Raw genomic sequence first — 17,708 nt, 5'->3', positions numbered from 1 at the left:
TGAATTAGCCGACGATCTCGAAGACCGCCGCCGCCGACGTCACCGGCTTGTCGTCGTTGCCCTCATCGTGCAGCAGCATGCGCACGCCCACCTTGCCCGGCCCGCCGACATGCGCGGTGCCGTCGACCCGGAAGGGGCCGACCTTGCCGCGCGACATGAACATCACGTGCCAACTGACAACCTGCAGTTTGCGGGTCCCGACCGCGTCAGCGGCCAGATCGACCGCGGCGGTTTCGAGCACCACGTGCTGTGGCCCGATGTGCAGGGCCGCATCCGGTGAGGCCAGTTCAACGCTGAGTGCCGGCAGCTGCCAATGTGCGTCGGGCCGCTTGGACGCGCCGAACGCCTGCCACAGCGGCGGCAGGTCCGGTGAATCCTCGATCACCAAATCGGTGCCCGAAACATCCATCTTTCCAAGGCCTTCCGGCGGGACACCGATGATCGCGCCCTGCCCTTCGTTGAAGGCGATGACCCGGTCCGGGTTGTCTGCGTCGACGATCTTGCATCGCCCGTAGCCCATCATCCGCCCCTGGTGGACGTTGCCGGAATCGACGACCTCGACTCTCGTCACGTCGTATCCGGGGTCGACGATCTGCACCGAGGCGATCACCGGGTTGGGCACTGCGACCATGTCGGTCTGACAACCCTCGGGCGAGGCTATGGCTAACGGCGCCACCATGATTCCACCGGCCTCATTGCGCATGTCGCGACGGATCACGACGGTGTCGTCGCTGTCGCCGACATTCATCGACGCATGATTGCGCCCGATGTAGCGGTAGCTCAGCAGCCCCGTCCAGCGCCGAAACAGCTCGTCTCGGTAGGCGTCGGCGTCACCCTGCAATTCCCTGATGTCGCGCAGCGGCCCGGTCAATCGCGTCGTCCCTCCTGAGCGAAAGTTGAGCAGACGCTCAGCTAGGACACTACGGAACATGTCCGCCGTCGAGCGGCGATATCGGCGATCTACTGCGGATCGAAGAGCACCGGCACCGACGTCGGCGACCGGAATACCTGCCCGCGGACGTGCGGGTCGTCGGCCTCCGGGTCGAGCCTCAGGTTGGGCAGTCGGTCCAGCAGCAGGTTGATGGCCGTGCGCATTTCCAGCCGGGCTAAGTGCATGCCCAGGCAGACGTGGACGCCGTGTCCCCAGCCCAGATTCGCCTTGGCCTGCCGATGGATGTTGAACGTATCGGGGTCGGGATAGCGATCTTCCTGCCGGTTCGCCGAACCCAGCATCGGCATGACCGTGCAGCCGGCCGGGATCGGCACGCCGCCGAGTTCGGTGTCGCGCGTTGTCACCCGGGTGATGGTCAGCAGCGGGGGCTCCCACCGCACACCCTCCTCGATCGCCTGCGGCAGCAGCGAGCGATCCGCGCGAATCGCATCCAACTGCTCCGGGTCGGACAGCAGCCCGAACAGCAGACTGCCCAGTGCGCGATAAGTGGTTTCCACACCGGCGGGCAGCAACAGCCGCAGGAACGAGAAGATCTCCTCGTCGGCGAGCTTTTCCCCGTCGATTTCGGCCGCGGCCAGCGCGCTGATCAAGTCGTCCTTGGGCTCGGCGCGACGCGCTCGAAGGATCGGCGCGAAGTAGTCGCACAGGGCGGCCGAGGCCGCGAGCCCTCGTGCGGGGTTCATCAGCCAGCTCAGCAACGAGATCGACCACCGCTGGAACTGCGGGTAGTCCTTTTCCGGCAGGCCCAGCAGACCCGCGATGATCTGGCTGGGGTAGTCGAAGGTGAACTCCTTGACCAGATCCGCCTTGCCGTTGGCCGCGAAGCTGTCGATCAGGCCGTTGGCCACCCGGCCGACCAGCTCGTCCTGCCAGTGCGCCAATGCCTTCTGCGAGAAGGCTTTCGACACCAGCGAACGCAGCCGCCCGTGGATCGGCTCGTCCATGCCGAGCATCACGCCTTCGCCCAGCACCGGCCCGAAGGCGGCGATGACGGCCGACGACGAGAACGTCTCGTTGTCACGCAGCATCTGCTGGACGTCCTCGTGGCGATACACGATGAACATCGGCAGGGATTCCTCGTGCGGAAGCGCGCCCGACGTCTCGAGTCGCTGAACCGGCTCCTCGCGGCGCAGGCGCGCCAGCTCGGTGTACGGGTCGCGTACGTCGCCGGAGATCGCGTCGTCGAAAGAGCCGAAGTCGTCGAGGTCGTCGAAAAGCTGTTCCATCTCTAGTCCTCATTTCCTTTGCGGCGCTTGGCCGCTATCGTCGCTAGGCGTTGCAATATTGGCTGCGGAATGATTTTCGTCGCGAACACCATTGCCTGCTGCGCGAACGTCAACGGCCACGCTCCGTCCCGCATCGAGCCCTGCTTGGGTATGCCGAGCACGATGCGCGACATGTGATGCAAGCCGATGGCCGGAAGAATCCTGCTGGACACCAACAACATCGACGCGTCCGGTCCCACACCTCGGCGACGAAACGACGCGGTGTCGGCCAGCGCCTTGACGAGTCCTTCGGTGAACCGCTCCGCGGGCCGGGCCAGACGCATGGCGAACCGGCCGCGGGTGTTCATGGTGTTGTGCAGCCGGGCGTACGGACCGCTGAAGTCGCGGTCGTCGGTGGTGCCCGCGTCGGTGATGATCTCGGTGTCGTAGGTGCCGGCCACCAGCACGGTGACGCCGAGACCGAACGGTGCGATCTCGACCGCCATCGACTCACCCCAGCGCTCCAGTGCCCCCTTGGCCGCCGAGTACGGCGCGGTGGCCGGCTGGCCCCGCACCCCGGCCGCACTGGACACCAGCACGATGCGGCCTTCGCCGGCCGCTCGCATCGACGGCAGCAGGGCCTGCGTCAGCGCGACGGGCCCCAAGACGCTGGTGGCAAACATATTCTGCCACAAGGTCATATCGGTCTCTTCCACCATTCCGGCCGCGGAGATGCCCGCGTTGTGCACCAGTGCGAACGGCGTACCGACGGCTTCACCGATGGCCTTGGCGGCGGCCGTGACCGACGCGTGGTCGGTCAGGTCGAGCTGGACGCCGATCAACCGATCGTCGTCGGCTGCGGCGCCGGTCGCCTCGCGCAACAGCGCCATACCCTGCTCGGGTGTGCGCATGGTCGCGACCACGCGCCACCCCTCGCGATACAGCCGCGCGGCCGACGCGAAACCGAGGCCACGAGAAGCGCCGGTGATGACGACGCTGCGCGGCTCAGCCATTCGTTGTCGCAGTGGCGCAGGGACCCTGCCCCGGTGGCGGCGGATCCACCTGCGGGCGGCCGTTGGGCTGCCCGCTGGCCCAGGTCGACCAGATGCCGACCGAGAATGGACCCTGCGCGCCGGCCTTCTCGTAATAGCCTTGCGGGTCATACACTTTGGCTTCCGGGTACGGCCACGGGCAGGCTACCGAGGTGGCGGCATGGCTGATCTTGATGACCGCGAACCATCCGCCGTAGGCGAAGTAGGACACGTTGATGATGGCGAACATCACCAGGAAGGTGCCCAGCACCGGTCGGGTCGGGAACAACTTCGCCTTGGCGGCAAGCTTTTCCGCGACAGACTTCCCGGTGTCGTCGCGATAGCAGAGGATGGCGGCGGGCACCATCACGAAACACACCGAGAACGACTCCCAGATCAGCGGGAACTGGAACGTGGTGCCGGTAAACACCGATCCCCACGGGATCACCTGCGAGTAGATGTACATACCGGCGTGCACCAACTGAATCTCCAGCCAGGCATCGAAAACAAAGCCGATTACCAGCGCCAGAAGACCAAGGCTGACCAACGGGTGCCGCGACACGAACGAGGTGGGCCCGTACTTGGCCTGTAGCTTCCGCAAAATCCAGACCGCCGGGAAGTACGGCCCGAAATAAAACATCACGTAACCGAAAACCACGAACGGCTCAACCGTCGGCGACAACGACACCAGCGGCCACGACTCCGGCCAGTGAATCAGGTCGGGGTTATAGACCGCGAACGGCGACCAGTTCATGATCGGGTCCTGCCACACGATCAGCGTGGTGCACAAGAACATCAACATCACCGGGCTGCCCGGATTGCGCCGCCAGCCCCGGATGAATACGACCAGCAGCACGATCAGCGCCACCACCGTGGCACTATCCAGGAAGGTGATGTAATCCAGGCCGAAAATGAACTTCACCGGTCGCGGGCGGCCATGCACGTTCGGGTTGGCGACGCGCGGATCGAGGGCCACGCGGCAGTTCGCGATGAAGAACAGCGCGAACGCGGCCAGCGCGGCACCGGCAATCCAGCCGCCCCAGCCACGCTTCGATGCGACTGGCTGCCTTTCGCCGGCAAGCGATGTGGATTGATCGGTGCTCAATTCTGCCTCACCCTTCTGCTCCGAAGCGGTCGACGAGGTGCGAGTTGACGCCGTCGGCGTCCAGCGTGCGGGCCACCAGGTAGCCCGCGCCCATCCAGGCGCGCCGGGTCCACTTGCCGAACGACACTCTGGTGCCGGGTGCGCCCGCGGCCGCGGGCATCATCTTCACCCGCTCCAACGCTTCTTTGACTCCGCGCGGGCTGAGCGGGTGGGCATCGCCGAACGCGCGCACCAAGGTCGCGGCGACATCGTGATTGACCGGCGGCACACAATATTCGGGACGGCGACCGCCGTACCGCTTTGCGTAGCGGTCGAGAAAGTCTTGGATGATCGGGTTCGCCTCGTCGTACTGGTCGACGCCGACCCAGCCCATGAACGCGTTCCACATGATCGGGTTGACCCAGGCGTTCTGGAAGGCTGTGGTGGTGAATCTCGGCGGGTCCCAGCTGACCGCCTCGAGTGCGGGATTGATGAACACGATCCCGAAACCGAAGCCGAGATGCACGATCGCCTCGGCCTTCGCTTCGTGCAGCGTGCGGACGGCGTCGTTGATGTCCTGAGCAGTTTGGGCGACTGCCGCCTCGGCGACGATCCGGATTCCTTTGCGGCGACACGCAGTTCGCAGGTTCTTCAGGTAGCTTTCGCCGATCAGGTTCTGCTCGACGAGCACGCCGATCTCACTGAAGCCGCGCTTGGCGATCAGGTCCGCCAGGAAAATCGGCTCATCGGTCATCGATCCTTGCGGGAACGCGAACGTCCATTCCCCCAGCCAGTCATCGGTTCCGGTGACGCTGATGGCCGGCACTTTGAACCGCTCCTCGATCGCCTCGCGGGTCGGCACGCAGTTGTCGGTGATATGCGGCCCGAAGACCGCAAGACAGCCTTCGTCGACCAGTTCGCCGAAGGTGTCGATCACCGCTTTGACCGAACCCTTGGGCAAGCCCTCGACCTCGCGGTAGACCATCTGCACCGGGCGATCCAGCAGTCCCTGCGCCATAGCCTCGTCGAACACGATGTCAAAGCACTGGGTGAAGTCGGCCTTCATCTCGTCGGGAAAACCAGGCGGCAGGGTGAAGTCCATCAGATAGCCGATCTTGATCGGCTCAGCAGTGCTTTCGTAGGACATGGGACCTCCACTGGCACGCGCCCACCGCGTTTATCGCCTGCAGACCTAATATTTGTTCAGACCTTAGCGACGTGGCTGAGCCGCGTCAATCACCGGATCGGACGGGCTCACCCAGATAGACGCCGATCATCTCCTTGAGGCCGCGATTCACCGCGACATCGTCGGTGAGCGGCCCGGCGATCGCGGCTTCGGCCGCCGCGTGCATCGGCAGACCCTCGGCGACCAGTCGGCCGGCCGCAATCAGCACCCGGGTGGACGCGACCTCGCGCAGGCCACCGGTTTCCAGACGACGGATGGCCTGCCCGAACCGTACCAGCTCGGCCGCCGTGGCTTTATCGACACCGGCCTCGTGCGCGACGATCCCCTCTTCGACTTCGGCTGCCGGAAAGGCGAATTCGATGGCGACCATCCGCTGGCGCGTCGAATCCTTGAGATCCTTGAGCACGCTCTGGTAGCCCGGGTTGTAGGACACCACCAGGCCGAAACCGGGTGCCGCATCCAACGTCACGCCGAGCCGCTCGATCGGCAGCTGACGCCGGTAATCGGCGAGCGGGTGCAGCACGACCGTGGTGTCCTGCCGCGCCTCCACCACCTCGTCGAGGTAGCAAATGGCGCCCTCGCGCACCGCGCGGGTCAGCGGGCCGTCGACCCACACCGTCTCGCCACCGCGCAGCAGATACCGGCCGACCAGATCGGCGGTGGTGAGGTCGTCGTGGCAGGCCACGGTGATCAGCGGTCGGCCCAGATCGTGGGCCATCGCCTCGACGAAGCGGGTCTTGCCGCATCCGGTCGGCCCCTTCAGGACGATCGACAGGCCCTGACGGTAGGCGGCCCTGAAAACGGCTTCCTCGTTGCCGATTGCCGTGTAGTAGGGGCGAGTCGCAGCTGTCGCCGGCGACACACCGTTCTGGTGAGCGAGCACGGGCTCGTTGGCCATTACTAACCTTCCGCCGACCGCTGGGTTGCGGTGAATGGAGCGTAAACGGAACAGATGTTAGTTTCAAGGTCGCTACCAGGACGGCGGTGCATCAAGACACTCGCCTGCGCACCTCGGCCGAGCGAATCGCCGAACGGAACAGCGGCCCAACGACACTCGTGAGTTCATCGGGGCGGGCGATGCTGGCGTGCGCGGTGCTGCCGAATACTTTGCGCAGCGACGCCACATCGGTGCCCGCACCGACCGTCAGGCATACGCAACCTGTGCCGCGGCGGCGCGCCTCGGTCAGCGCACGGCGCGCGTCGGCGGCGCCGTACGCGCGCTCGTAGCCGTGGTCGTATGCCAGGCCGTCGGACAGCACCACCAACAACCGCCGCGACGTTCCGCCCCGGGCCTCGAGCACCGCCGAGCCGTGCCGGATCGCGGCACCCAGGCGCGAATACGCACCGGGTTCCAAGCTGTTCAGCCGCCTGATCACCTGGCTGTCGAGGTGGTCGTCAAACCGCTTGACGGGCACCATGCTCACCGCGGCTCGGCCCTGCGAGTAATACGCGTAGAGCGCTACTCGGTCGCCCAGGTCGTGCAACGCGACGGTGAGGTTGGCGGCCACGGTGCGTTGTTGCTCGTGCACGATCCGCCCGACGGTGCCGGCCTCTGCCGTCGAACCCGAGATATCCAGCAGCATGAGCACCGACAGGTCACGTTGCCGCCGCAAACTGTCCAGATACACCGCCTCGTCAGGCACCGATCCGGCCATCAGTTCGACGTGCGCTTCGACGGCCGCATCGACGTCGATATCGTCGCCCTGCGGCTGACGATGCCGGCGATGCAAGCCCATTCCGAGCCGGGCAAGCGGGCGGCGCAGCCCGATGCCGTCGTCGATCGCCGCGCTCGCCGATACCTTTGTCGCCGAATCGATTTCGAGGACCGTGCACCAATCGGCCCGGTAGCTCCTGCGGTTGGCATCCCATTCCGGGTACGTCACGCCCCGAGTGCTCAGGTCGGCGGCATGATCGATGACGTCTTCGCTCGCCGCGCCCGCCAGCGACGACACCGCGTACGCACCGCGTTTCGCAGAGTTGGTGCGGTGCGTCGGGTTGTCCGCGCCGGGCGGTCCACCGCCGCTTCCGGTCTTGCGGGCCGACGACAGCATCTTCTTCAGCCATTTGCCGATGAAACCGCCCCCGCCCACCGGGCTGGTGAACAGATCGGGATCGTCGCTGTCGTCGACCTCGTCGTCGTCGAACTCCGTCAGTTCCTCGCGATGCTGGTTTCGCGGAACGTGTCCCGGCTTGTCCTGGTCGGTTTGTTCGGCCGCACGAGCACCCGCGGTCAGCACCTTGGTCGCGCGGATGACACCGAACTCGGGCGGTGGATCGTCGATCGCTTCCTTCCCGGACGCCAGACTCAGCGAGTGGCCGGACGACGTGCTCCGCTTCGCGATGTGCGGGCCGGCCGTGGCCAACGACCTCGGCAGCATGCCGGCGTTGGCGGCCAATGCGCGGTGGCCCTCAACCGCCAAATAGCGCTTGGTCAAACGGAAATGGCGGGCCAGCGGTCGCATGACGTCGGGATCGAAACTGCCCGCGGCGATCATCGATGCCTGCACGGCGATGGCCTCCAGAGTCGCTCGCGCGGGCAACGTCGGATCGATGAACACCGTCCGGCCGTCCGTCCACGTCGGCCCACCGGAACTCTGCGAATCCACCGCAAGCGGGCGCCCGGCAAAGGCGGAGGCAAGCATGCTGAGGGTGCGCAATCGGTCGGCGTCAGCGCCCTCCGTCACCGGCTACCTCCGGATTGCTTTTAGCGATGTTGACCAAATATCTGTTCCAGACTAGGGCTCGGGGTCGATCGCCGTCAACGAGATCGATGACCGGGCGCCTAGGGCTTCGAACAAATATTTGGCATGTGGGTCCACGGACCCGACTGGGCGCCGCTAGTGTTCCGACATGCAGGTGCTGCTGTTCAAGCTCGGGCTGATCTTGTTCGTGATCGGCCTGCTCACCGGGCTCGCCACCCCGGTGCTGAAGAATCCGAGGATGGCGCTGTCGAGCCACCTCGAGGGTGTCCTCAACGGCATGTTCCTCGTGCTGCTCGGCCTGCTTTGGCCACACGTCCACCTGACTCATGCCTGGGGCGTCACGGCAGTCACGCTGATCGTGTATTCCGCGTTCGCAAACTGGCTGGCGACGCTGCTCGCCGCGGCGTGGGGCGCCGGCCGCAAACTTGCGCCGATCGCGACGGGCGACCACGAAGCCTCGGCGGTGAAGGAACACGTCGTCAGTTTTCTGCTGGTGTCCTCGCTGACGATCGTGGCTGGCGTCGTCATCGTCATCGTCGGGCTTTGACGGTTTCCAGCCACCGTCGGCGGTTTGACTTCGGCGAATCTGGGTAGCCCCGGCCCATGAATAGGGGCGCAGCGTTTGCGATCGCAGTGTCTGCAGTTGCCATCGGACCATTAGCCGGATGCATGAACCAGGGCGGACAACCCAACTCGTCGGCGCCCGCGGGCACCGAGCGGATGACCACTCAAGTCAAGGGCGTAGATGGGACGGTGGTCGCCAATGCGACCTTCGATTTCGCGAACGGCTACGCGACAGTGACCGTCGAAGCGGGGCCCAACCAGATCCTGAGCCCCGGCTTCCACGGTCTTCAAATTCACTCGGTGGGTAAGTGCGAAGCCAATTCGACTGCGCCGACAGGAGATTCGACCGGGGACTTCGCCTCGTCCGGGAGTGTCTACCAGGCGCCGGACCACACGGGTTATCCCGCCAGCGGCGATCTGACTGCACTGCAAGTGCGCTCCGACGGCTCGGCGAAACTCGTCACCACTACCAATTTGTTCACCGCGGCAAATCTGCGAAACAGCTTGGGCAGCGCGCTGATCGTCCACCAGACCGCGGATAACTTGACTAGTAATCCCGCCGGTAGTTCAGGTAAGCGGTTGGCCTGCGGTGTGATCGCCGCCGGTTCCGCCACGACCTCCTCGTCCACGACGACCAGCATCTCCACCGTCACCACCACGGTCGAGGTGCCACCGCCGCCGGGCACGAGCACGAGCACGAGCACCGTCACGGTCACCAGCGCGCCAACGATGACGTCCACCGCATCCACCACGACGACTAACAGCCTGCCGCCTGGCCGCTGACCTGACCCTCAGGCCACATCCAGAAACTCTCGTCTGCCGCCCCGGCTGGCGTGTCGAGCTCTGCGATTTCGGTGGTCTCAGCCGCCGGGGCAGGGCCCGGGAATCCACATGTTCCAGCAAGTGCCGGGAGGGGGAGGCAGCCCAGGAGGCGCGGGGGCCGGAAGGCTCTGCGGGGGTGGCGGATTGGGACCTTCATAAATGCCTTGGCCTTGATTGGCCTGGTCCGGGGCCACGTGATAGTAGGTGTGGCAGACGTTCATGTCCCACGTCACCGGATCGTGAACGTGGTTCTGGGTCAAGTACAACAACGAATCGCCTGGGCACCAGCGATTTGGGCCCCAGCACACCTGGTTGACCATCGCGGCGGGCTGACAATCATCGACCGCTCGGGCGGTGCCTGCACCCGGACCCGCCACCGCCAAGCCGCCGGACATCAACATCGCCGCTGCCCACGCTGCGGTTAGTTGCTTCATGCCGAGAATTTTCCGCTGCGGTTGTTTCGTGCACATCGGGCAAATGCCCTATTTCCAGTTTCGGCTGGGGTAGTGGCTAAAGTCTTACGCGCCTAGCGATCGCTCGGCGTGGCGCACTGGTAGCGGATGCCGCCGTTGCCGCGATCTGGTTGGCGAAGTCAGCTTGCTCGGGTCCGGAAACCGTCTTCGTCGTCGTCGCTGTCCAATTTCGGCTGCTGGACCAATCGGCCCCTATCGAAGGTATAGGTGCTGGTCGACTCTCGGATCGTGGTGTCCGCTTGCTCATCGGGCGATTGGCAGTCTGGGCACAGCAGTCCTACCGGATACAGAAGGATGTGGCGAATAGCCCAGTCTGCGGCGTTGGCTCGAGAGGAGGTGTAATCCCGCTGGCAGCGGTAACAGCATCGAAAATGATGCCGCACCAGGGAACCGATCAGGCTCCCGAAGTCGGACGTATCCATACCGAAGACTTTAAGTCTCGAGGTGACACACCTACGCCAATGAACGCGCGTGTTGGGCATCGTGGGAATTCTGTTAATCATCCCAACAAACGAAAGCACCGCGGCTTAAGCCGGTCTCAGCCGAGGCGATGCAGGCCAGCAGACAAACAAAACACCCCCGGCCAGAAGCCGAGGGTGTTCCGTGTGAGTGCTGTTAGTGCGCGTGGCCGTGGTGGTGGCCGTGCTCGTCCGCATCGGCGGGCTTCTCGACAATCGCGGTCTCGGTGGTCAGCACCATGCGTGCCACCGACGCCGCGTTCAGCACCGCGGACCGGGTCACCTTGACCGGGTCGATGACCCCGTCGGCGGCCAGGTCGCCGTACTTCAGCGTCGTCGCGTTGAACCCGTGCCCCTTTTTCAGTTCGCCGACCTTGTTGACCACGACCGCGCCGTCGAGCCCGGCGTTGGCGGCGATCCAGTACAGCGGTGCACTCAGCGCGTCGGAGAACACGTCCACGCCACCGGCCTCGTCACCAGAGAGCGAATCACGCAGCTTGGTAAGCGCCTTGCGGGCATGCACCAGCGCCGATCCACCACCGGGGACAATGCCCTCTTCGACGGCGGCCTTGGCGGCGGCCACCGCGTCCTCGACGCTTTCCTTGCGCTCCTTGAGCGCGGTCTCGGTGGCGGCGCCGACCTTGATCACGGCAACCCCGCCGGCCAGCTTGGCCAGCCGCTCTTCCAGCTTTTCCCGATCCCAGTCGGAGTCGGAGGCTTCGATCTCGGCCCGGAGCTGCTTGGCGCGGTTGTCCAGGGCCTCGGCGCTGCCACCGCCTTCGACGATGACGGTGTCGTCCTTGCTGACCACCACGCGGCGGGCCGAACCGAGCACCTCGAGGCCGACCTCGCGCAGCGCGAGCCCGACGTCGGGGTTGACCACCTGGCCGCCGGTGACGATGGCCAGATCCTCCAGGAACGCCTTGCGACGGTCACCGAAGAACGGCGCCTTGACCGCGACGGCTTTCAGCGTCTTGCGGATCGCGTTGACCACCAGCGTCGACAGCGGCTCGCCCTCGACGTCCTCGGCGATCACCAGCAGCGGCTTACCGGCCTCGGCGACCTTCTCCAGCAACGGCAGGAAGTCGGGCAGCGAGCTGATCTTGTCGCGATGCAACAGGATCAGGGCGTCCTCGAGCACGGCCTGCTGCGCGTCGAAGTCGGTGACGAAGTAGGCCGACAGAAAACCCTTGTCGAAGCCGACGCCCTCGGTGAACTCCAGCTCGGTGTTCAGCGTGGACGACTCCTCGACGCTGACCACGCCGTCGTGACCGACCTTGGTCATCGCCTCGCCGACCAGCTCACCGATCTGCTCGTCGCGCGACGACACGGTGGCCACCTGCGCGATACCGGTCTTGCCGGACACCGGGATGGCCGAGGCCAACAGCGCCTCGGACACCGCGTCGGCGGCCTTGCTGATCCCCAAGCCGAGCGCGATCGGGTTGGCGCCCGCCGCGACGTTACGCAGGCCGTTCTTGATGATGGCCTGTGCCAACACGGTCGCGGTGGTGGTGCCGTCGCCGGCGATGTCGTTGGTCTTTGTGGCCACCGACTTGACCAGCTGGGCGCCCAAGTTCTCGAACGGGTCTTCCAGGTCGATCTCGCGGGCGACGGTGACACCGTCGTTGGTGACCGTCGGCCCACCAAAGGCCTTGGCCAGCACGACATGCCGACCGCGTGGGCCCAGCGTCACGCGGACGGCGTTGGCGAGCTTGTCCACGCCGGCTTCCATCGCCCGGCGCGCGGTCTCGCTGAACTCAATCTGCTTGCTCATAGGCCTTTCTGTCTCCTCAAAATGAGTGCCTTGTCGCGTCTGATAAGCGGTCCGCCCCGGTGACCACCCACGTGTTGACGTGGGGATCGCCGGGGCGGAACACGCCTCGAATTACTTGGAGACGATGGCCAGCACGTCGCGGGCCGACAGGATCAGGTACTCCTCGCCGTTGTACTTGATCTCGGTGCCGCCGTACTTGCTGTAGATGACAGTGTCACCCTTCGACACGTCCAGCGGAATCCGCTTCGAGCCGTCCTCGTCCCACCGGCCGGGGCCGACGGCGACGACTTTGCCCTCTTGGGGCTTCTCTTTAGCGGTGTCGGGAATGACCAGACCGGATGCGGTCGTGGTCTCGGCCTCATTGGCCTGTACGAGGATCTTGTCCTCGAGTGGCTTGATGTTCACGCTCGCCACGATTAGAGCCCTCCACTTGTTGATAGCAGGTCCGGGGCGGTTGCCCCGATTTACCAGGTGCTTCGGCTCTCGTCCGTGCCTACGCGTCGTCGTCGCGGGAGCCGACGCCGGGATTGTCCGATTGCCACCTAGCACTCTATACATGCGAGTGCTAGCACTCAAGGTTGGGCTGCTGCTTCAGGCGACTTGGCTTTTTACCACGGGCAAGCCTGGGTCGCTGGCCACGTCCAGCGGCGACGGCGACGCCCCGGCGGCTACCAGGTGTGCGGCGAAGGACGCGATCATCGCTCCGTTGTCGGTGCACAGCCGCGGGCCGGGGATACGCAGCGTCAACCCGGCCGCCTCGCACCGCTGCGCGGCCAGCTCACGCAGTCGCGAGTTGGCGGCCACGCCGCCCGCGATGAGCAGGGTCGACACGCCCAGCTGGGTGGCCGCACGGACCGCCTTCACGGTCAGCACGTCGGCCACCGACTCCTGGAAACCGGCGGCGATGTCGGCGGTCGACGCGTCCGGGTGGCTTTCCACGTAGCGCGCGACCGCGGTCTTGAGCCCGGAGAAGCTGAACGCGTGGGCCTCGTCGGCCGGGCCGGTCATGCCGCGAGGGAACACGATCGCCTCCGGATCGCCGCTACGTGCCAGATCGTCGAGCACCTTGCCGCCCGGATAGCCCAGCCCCAGCAGCCGGGCCACCTTGTCGTAGGCCTCCCCCGCGGCGTCGTCCACGGTGCTGCCCAACTCGACGATCGGCTCACCGAGCGACCGGACATGTAGCAGGTGGGTATGGCCGCCCGACACCAGCAGCGTCACGCTCTCCGGCAGCGGGCCGTGTTCGTAGACGTCGGCCGCCAAGTGGCCGCCTAGATGGTTCACCGCGTAGAACGGCACGTCCCAGGCGGCCGAATAGGCTTTGGCCGCAGCCACTCCCACCAACAACGCACCGGCCAGTCCCGGCCCGATAGTGGCCGCGACGATATCGGGTTTACCCAGACCCGCGGTAGCCAGTGCACGTCGCACCGCCGGCTCGAGCGCCTCCAGGTGGGCCCGCGACGCGACCTCGGGCACGACGCCCCCGAACCGGACATGTTCGTCGACGCTGGACGCCACCTCGTCGGCCAGCAGTGTCACGGTCCCGTCGCCGTTGAGCCGGGCGATGCCGACACCCGTTTCGTCGCACGACGTCTCGATAGCAAGGATGGTCCTCATAGCGCCTCTCGCCGCATCGTGTACGCGTCTGCGCCGCTGATCCGGTAATACCGCCGGCGCACGCCTACTTCGGTGAATCCCACGCTGCGATACAGCGCTATCGCCGCCGCGTTGTCGGTGCGGACCTCCAGATACACGACGGCCTCCCCGGCGATGTCGAGCAGCTCCACCAGCATCCGCCGGCCGATGCCGCGGCCTTGGTAAGCGGGGTCGACGCCGATGGTGTGGATTTCGTATTCGAATGGCGGCGTACGGCCCAACCGGGATATACCGCCGTAGCCGATCAACGTGCCGCCGTCAGCAGCGGTGCGGGCGGCCACATAGTGATTGTGGTCAGCGGCGAGCTCGCGGACGAATGCGGCTGTCGGCCAAGGGTCGTCGCCGGGAAACAACAGCGCCTCCAGTTCGGCGCAGCGATCGGCGTCGGCCTCGGTAAGCACGTCGATGGTCACGTTCACGATCCGGCCCGCTCGGCCAGCGTCTTGGCGTCCGGCCGGCGCAGATACAACGGCACCAGCGCGGCGGGAGGTTGCGACCAGTCAGACACCGCGGCCACCAGGCCGGCCGCGTCGGGGTACAGCGGTTCACGGCACGGCAGCCCGAACAGTGCAGCATGGTCCGGTGAGCCGGCAACCGATTGCGCCCGACCCGGGTCGACGTCGGCCGGGGCAGCAACGGCTGGTCCGCCGGTCCGAATACCGTAGCGATAGCGGGCCCAGTAGACCTCGCGCCGACGGGCATCGGTGACCACCAGCACCTCGCCGGTGGTCTGCCCGCCGATGGCATCGAGGCTGCAGACCCCGTACACCGGCATGCCGAGCGCGTGACCGTAGGCCGCCGCGGTCGCCATGCCGACCCGCAGGCCGGTGAACGGACCCGGACCGCAGCCGACGACCACGGCATCGAGGTCGGCCATCGAAAGCGCGGCATCGGCCAGCGCGGCCAACACATTCGGGGTGATCCGTTCGGCGTGCGCGCGCGCGTCGATGCTCACCCGCTCGGCCAGCACCTTCGATTCTGAGCCTTCGGCTACCACGCCAGCCGTCACCGCCGGAGTTGAGGTGTCGATGGCCAACACGATGCGACTCATCGGCAGCTCCACTGCCACGTCGCAGTTCGGGTGTCGGAGTCGCTGATTCGCTCGAGGCGCACGTCCAGATGCCGGTCGGACAACCGTTCGACCAGGCCTTCGCCCCACTCCACGACTACGACGGCATCGTCGAGTTCGGTGTCCAGATCCAGGCTTTCGAGCTCGTCGAGCAGGTCGGCGCCGGTGTGGTCCAGCAGCCGGTAGACGTCGACGTGGATCATCGCCGGGGCGCCGTCCCGTCGCGCCGGATGCACCCGCGCCAGCACGAACGTCGGCGAGGTCACCGGCCCGTCGACGTCCATCGCCGCTGCAATCCCCTTGGCCAGCACTGTTTTTCCCGCGCCGAGCGGGCCGGTGAGCACCACGACGTCGCCGGCACGCAATTGACGGCCCAGCCGCGTACCCAGCGCGACGGTGTCGTCGACATGCGGCAGTGTCGCGGTGCCAGACCCTCCCTCAGTCACGACGCAGCAGCCGATCACGCCACCGTCGGCTCAGCACCGCGAATCTGCTTGGCGTCGCACGCTTCACCAGTCGCACCAACCCGTCGCTGATCGGATCCGGCTTGGCCAGCAACACCAGATGGCCTGCGCGCGAGACGATCACCAACTCACAATCCGGCAGCGCCTCGGCCATTCGCCTCGAATACCTGTCGGGGGTGACCAGGTCGTGATCACCGCAGACGATCAGCGTCGGGATCGTCGCCAGTGTGGCCAGCCCAGCGGTCTCGTCGTGCACCTGCAGCGCGTGCAGAAATTCCACCATCGTCGGGACCGGGGTTTCGAGCATCATCTTCTCGGAGAACGCCGCAATGCTCGGACTGACGTTCTCATCGGCATAGGACGCCGCCCGCAGAATCGGCCCGATCAGCGAACGCGCCGCGGTGCGGCCACGTTGCACCAGCTTGGGCGCCGAGCGCGCGGCTCGCAGAACAGCCTCCAGCGCAGGGTTATTCAGGATCTCGCCGAGCGGCGACTTGGCCACCCCTTCGGCCGCAGATGAGATCAGCGCCGCGCCGGTGATCCGACTGCCGTAGTGACGGGGGAACTGCCGAGCGTGCGACAACACCGTCATCCCACCCATCGAATGGCCGACGAGCACGATCGGGCCGCGCGGCGCGATCTCCTGCAGCACGGTCTCCAGGTCCATGCCCAGCTGCGTCACCGTGTAAGTCTGCGGCGGAGCTTCACCCGACCGGCCGTGACCGCGCTGGTCGTAGAAGATCATCCGGACCTGCGACCCCCACTCGTCGCACAACCGTATGCGCTGAAAGTGGAAGGCCCCCATGCGAAGACAAAAGCCGTGGGTGAACACGACGGTCAGAGGTGCGTCGGTGGGCCCGACCTCGCGCACCGCCAGCGGCACACCGTCAGGGGTTGTCACCAGGTAGCTGCGGTCGCCGTCGAGTGTCTCGAAATCCTCGTGGACGAACGGATCGTCGATGACCGCACGCCGGTTGAGCATCGACCGGGCCGCACTGACCCCGGCGATGGTACCCACCGCGCTGACTCCTGCGGCACCTGCCAGCCACCGCCCTCGCCTACCCAGGTGTAAGCGGTCAAATTCCCGGTCGCTCAACGATTCTCAGCCTCGCGATAGGTTCTGGTGATCCGTCCGCGCGGACTGGTCACCACTTCGTAGTGGATGGTGTCCAGCAGATCCGCCCACTCCTGCGCGGTCGGCTCACCTCGGGTGCCCGGCCCGAACAGGATCGCCTCGTCGCCTTCTGTGACGTCGACGTGGCCGGGCCCGAGGTCGACCAGGAACTGGTCCATACAGATGCGGCCGACACCGGGGTATCGGCGGCCGTTGATCAGCACATCGAGTCGCCCGCCCAGCGACCGGAAGACGCCGTCGGCGTAGCCGATCGGCAGCAGGGCCACCGTGGTGTCGTGCTGCGCGATCCAGGTATGCCCGTACGACACGCCCTCGCCGGCTCGAATCGACTTCACCAGCGCCACTGCGCATTTCACCGTCATCGCCGGCATCAAGCCCATGTCTCCCAGGGTGGGTACCGGACTCAGGCCGTACACTGCGATACCGGGCCGGACCATGTCGAAAGCCAGCTCGGGGCGCGACATCGTGGCCGACGAGTTCGACAGGTGCGCCACTTCGAATGGCAACTTCTGGTCACGCGCCAGGGCCACGATATCGGTAAACCGTTGCGCCTGAAGGTCATTGATCGGATTGTTGGGCTGGTCGGCGTAAACCATATGCGACATCAGGCCCCGCAACCGGATGGTGCCCTCGGCGATGGCCTGGCGCAACGCGGTCAGCATCGACGGGTAGTGGGCCAACGGCACGCCGTTGCGGTTCAGCCCGGTGTCCACCTTGACGGTCACCGCGGCGGTGCGGCCGGTGCGACGGACCGCGGCCAGTAGCTCGTCGAGCTGCCGCGTCGACGACACCGCGATCTGCACGTCGGCCAGCAGCGCGGGCCCGAAGTCGATGCCCGGCGGATGCAGCCAGGCCAACACGGGCGCGGTGAGGCCTTCGGTGCGCAGCGCCAGTGCCTCGTCGACGGTGGCCACACCCAACTCGGCCGCACCTGCGGCCAACGCGGCCCGGGCCACCTGCCCGGCGCCGTGCCCGTAGCCGTCGGCCTTGACGACAGCCATCACCTGCGCACCGCCGGCGTGCTCACGCAGCACCCGCACGTTGTGCACGATGGCACCCAGATCCACGACGACCTCAGCGAGGACGCCCGGTGTCAGGGATGTCGGCGTAACAGCCACGGCCGATATTGTCCC

18 protein-coding genes are annotated in these 17,708 nt (G+C 66.2%); 2 read left to right on the top strand and 16 right to left on the bottom strand.

Going from position 1 to position 17,708, the window contains the following annotated elements; genetic code table 11:
• Positions 1-4: 4 nt before the first annotated feature.
• The 7 genes from VGG53_RS09225 to VGG53_RS09195 all read right to left on the bottom strand — a co-directional run bounded on the left by VGG53_RS09225 (position 5) and on the right by VGG53_RS09195 (position 8,100).
• A complete protein-coding gene (locus tag VGG53_RS09225; protein ID WP_331517739.1) occupies positions 5-871 on the bottom strand; it encodes a hypothetical protein in 867 nt (288 codons plus the stop codon).
• 89 nt (positions 872-960) lie between these two features.
• Positions 961-2,178: a cytochrome P450 gene (locus VGG53_RS09220; protein WP_331517738.1), complete on the bottom strand. Its 1,218-nt coding sequence runs from the start codon at positions 2,176-2,178 to the stop codon at positions 961-963.
• Between the two features lie 2 nt (positions 2,179-2,180).
• A complete protein-coding gene (locus VGG53_RS09215) occupies positions 2,181-3,170 on the bottom strand; it encodes an SDR family oxidoreductase (RefSeq protein WP_331517737.1) in 990 nt (329 codons plus the stop codon).
• Positions 3,163-4,293 carry a spirocyclase AveC family protein gene (locus tag VGG53_RS09210; protein ID WP_331517736.1) on the bottom strand — a complete coding sequence of 377 codons (1,131 nt, stop codon included), beginning with the start codon at positions 4,291-4,293 and terminating at the stop codon, positions 3,163-3,165. Before VGG53_RS09210 ends, VGG53_RS09215 begins: the two co-directional genes overlap by 8 nt.
• A gap of 7 nt (positions 4,294-4,300) precedes the next feature.
• Positions 4,301-5,419 carry an ABC transporter substrate-binding protein gene (locus tag VGG53_RS09205; RefSeq protein ID WP_331517735.1) on the bottom strand — a complete coding sequence of 373 codons (1,119 nt, stop codon included), beginning with the start codon at positions 5,417-5,419 and terminating at the stop codon, positions 4,301-4,303.
• Between the two features lie 85 nt (positions 5,420-5,504).
• Positions 5,505-6,356, bottom strand: coding sequence for a CbbQ/NirQ/NorQ/GpvN family protein (locus VGG53_RS09200; RefSeq protein ID WP_331517734.1), 852 nt, complete (start codon positions 6,354-6,356; stop codon positions 5,505-5,507).
• Positions 6,357-6,447: 91 nt separating this feature from the next.
• The gene (locus VGG53_RS09195; RefSeq protein ID WP_331517798.1) at positions 6,448-8,100 is read right to left on the bottom strand and encodes a nitric oxide reductase activation protein NorD; all 1,653 of its coding nucleotides are present in this window, start codon (positions 8,098-8,100) and stop codon (positions 6,448-6,450) included.
• A gap of 208 nt (positions 8,101-8,308) precedes the next feature.
• Here VGG53_RS09195 and VGG53_RS09190 point away from each other — a divergent pair, with 208 nt between their 5' ends.
• Together VGG53_RS09190 and VGG53_RS09185 are read left to right on the top strand one after the other, a co-directional pair.
• Positions 8,309-8,707: a hydrogenase gene (locus VGG53_RS09190; RefSeq protein ID WP_331517733.1), complete on the top strand. Its 399-nt coding sequence runs from the start codon at positions 8,309-8,311 to the stop codon at positions 8,705-8,707.
• A 56-nt stretch (positions 8,708-8,763) separates the two neighbouring features.
• Positions 8,764-9,507: a superoxide dismutase family protein gene (locus tag VGG53_RS09185; protein WP_331517732.1), complete on the top strand. Its 744-nt coding sequence runs from the start codon at positions 8,764-8,766 to the stop codon at positions 9,505-9,507.
• A 77-nt stretch (positions 9,508-9,584) separates the two neighbouring features.
• Here VGG53_RS09185 and VGG53_RS09180 read toward each other — a convergent pair whose 3' ends face one another.
• The 9 genes from VGG53_RS09180 to alr all read right to left on the bottom strand — a co-directional run bounded on the left by VGG53_RS09180 (position 9,585) and on the right by alr (position 17,693).
• Complete coding sequence (locus tag VGG53_RS09180) at positions 9,585-9,980, bottom strand: hypothetical protein (RefSeq protein WP_331517731.1); 396 nt, start codon at positions 9,978-9,980, stop codon at positions 9,585-9,587.
• A 654-nt stretch (positions 9,981-10,634) separates the two neighbouring features.
• Positions 10,635-12,251: a chaperonin GroEL gene (gene groL, locus VGG53_RS09175; RefSeq protein WP_331517730.1), complete on the bottom strand. Its 1,617-nt coding sequence runs from the start codon at positions 12,249-12,251 to the stop codon at positions 10,635-10,637.
• Between the two features lie 111 nt (positions 12,252-12,362).
• On the bottom strand, positions 12,363-12,665 hold the full coding sequence (groES, locus tag VGG53_RS09170; RefSeq protein ID WP_331517729.1) for a co-chaperone GroES: 303 nt from the start codon (positions 12,663-12,665) through the stop codon (positions 12,363-12,365).
• A gap of 177 nt (positions 12,666-12,842) precedes the next feature.
• Positions 12,843-13,868 (bottom strand): tRNA (adenosine(37)-N6)-threonylcarbamoyltransferase complex transferase subunit TsaD, encoded by a 1,026-nt coding sequence (tsaD, locus tag VGG53_RS09165; RefSeq protein ID WP_331517728.1) that lies wholly within the window; start codon positions 13,866-13,868, stop codon positions 12,843-12,845.
• Positions 13,865-14,329: a ribosomal protein S18-alanine N-acetyltransferase gene (rimI, locus tag VGG53_RS09160; protein ID WP_331517797.1), complete on the bottom strand. Its 465-nt coding sequence runs from the start codon at positions 14,327-14,329 to the stop codon at positions 13,865-13,867. The genes tsaD and rimI overlap by 4 nt, the downstream gene beginning before the upstream one ends.
• Positions 14,323-14,958 (bottom strand): tRNA (adenosine(37)-N6)-threonylcarbamoyltransferase complex dimerization subunit type 1 TsaB, encoded by a 636-nt coding sequence (tsaB, locus tag VGG53_RS09155; protein ID WP_331517727.1) that lies wholly within the window; start codon positions 14,956-14,958, stop codon positions 14,323-14,325. Before tsaB ends, rimI begins: the two co-directional genes overlap by 7 nt.
• Positions 14,955-15,422: a tRNA (adenosine(37)-N6)-threonylcarbamoyltransferase complex ATPase subunit type 1 TsaE gene (gene tsaE / locus VGG53_RS09150; RefSeq protein ID WP_331517726.1), complete on the bottom strand. Its 468-nt coding sequence runs from the start codon at positions 15,420-15,422 to the stop codon at positions 14,955-14,957. Before tsaE ends, tsaB begins: the two co-directional genes overlap by 4 nt.
• Positions 15,415-16,506: an alpha/beta fold hydrolase gene (locus VGG53_RS09145; protein WP_414688928.1), complete on the bottom strand. Its 1,092-nt coding sequence runs from the start codon at positions 16,504-16,506 to the stop codon at positions 15,415-15,417. Before VGG53_RS09145 ends, tsaE begins: the two co-directional genes overlap by 8 nt.
• Before the next feature lie 26 nt (positions 16,507-16,532).
• Entirely contained in the window at positions 16,533-17,693 is a 1,161-nt protein-coding gene (alr, locus tag VGG53_RS09140) for an alanine racemase (RefSeq protein ID WP_331517724.1), read from the bottom strand.
• Between the last annotated feature and the right edge of the window lie 15 nt (positions 17,694-17,708).

This window comes from Mycobacterium sp., assembly GCF_036490025.1.
Classification (GTDB): Bacteria; Actinomycetota; Actinomycetes; order Mycobacteriales; family Mycobacteriaceae; genus Mycobacterium.
The sequence above is the reverse complement of the archived record's forward strand: the minus strand, read 5'-3'. Positions and strand labels throughout refer to the sequence as shown.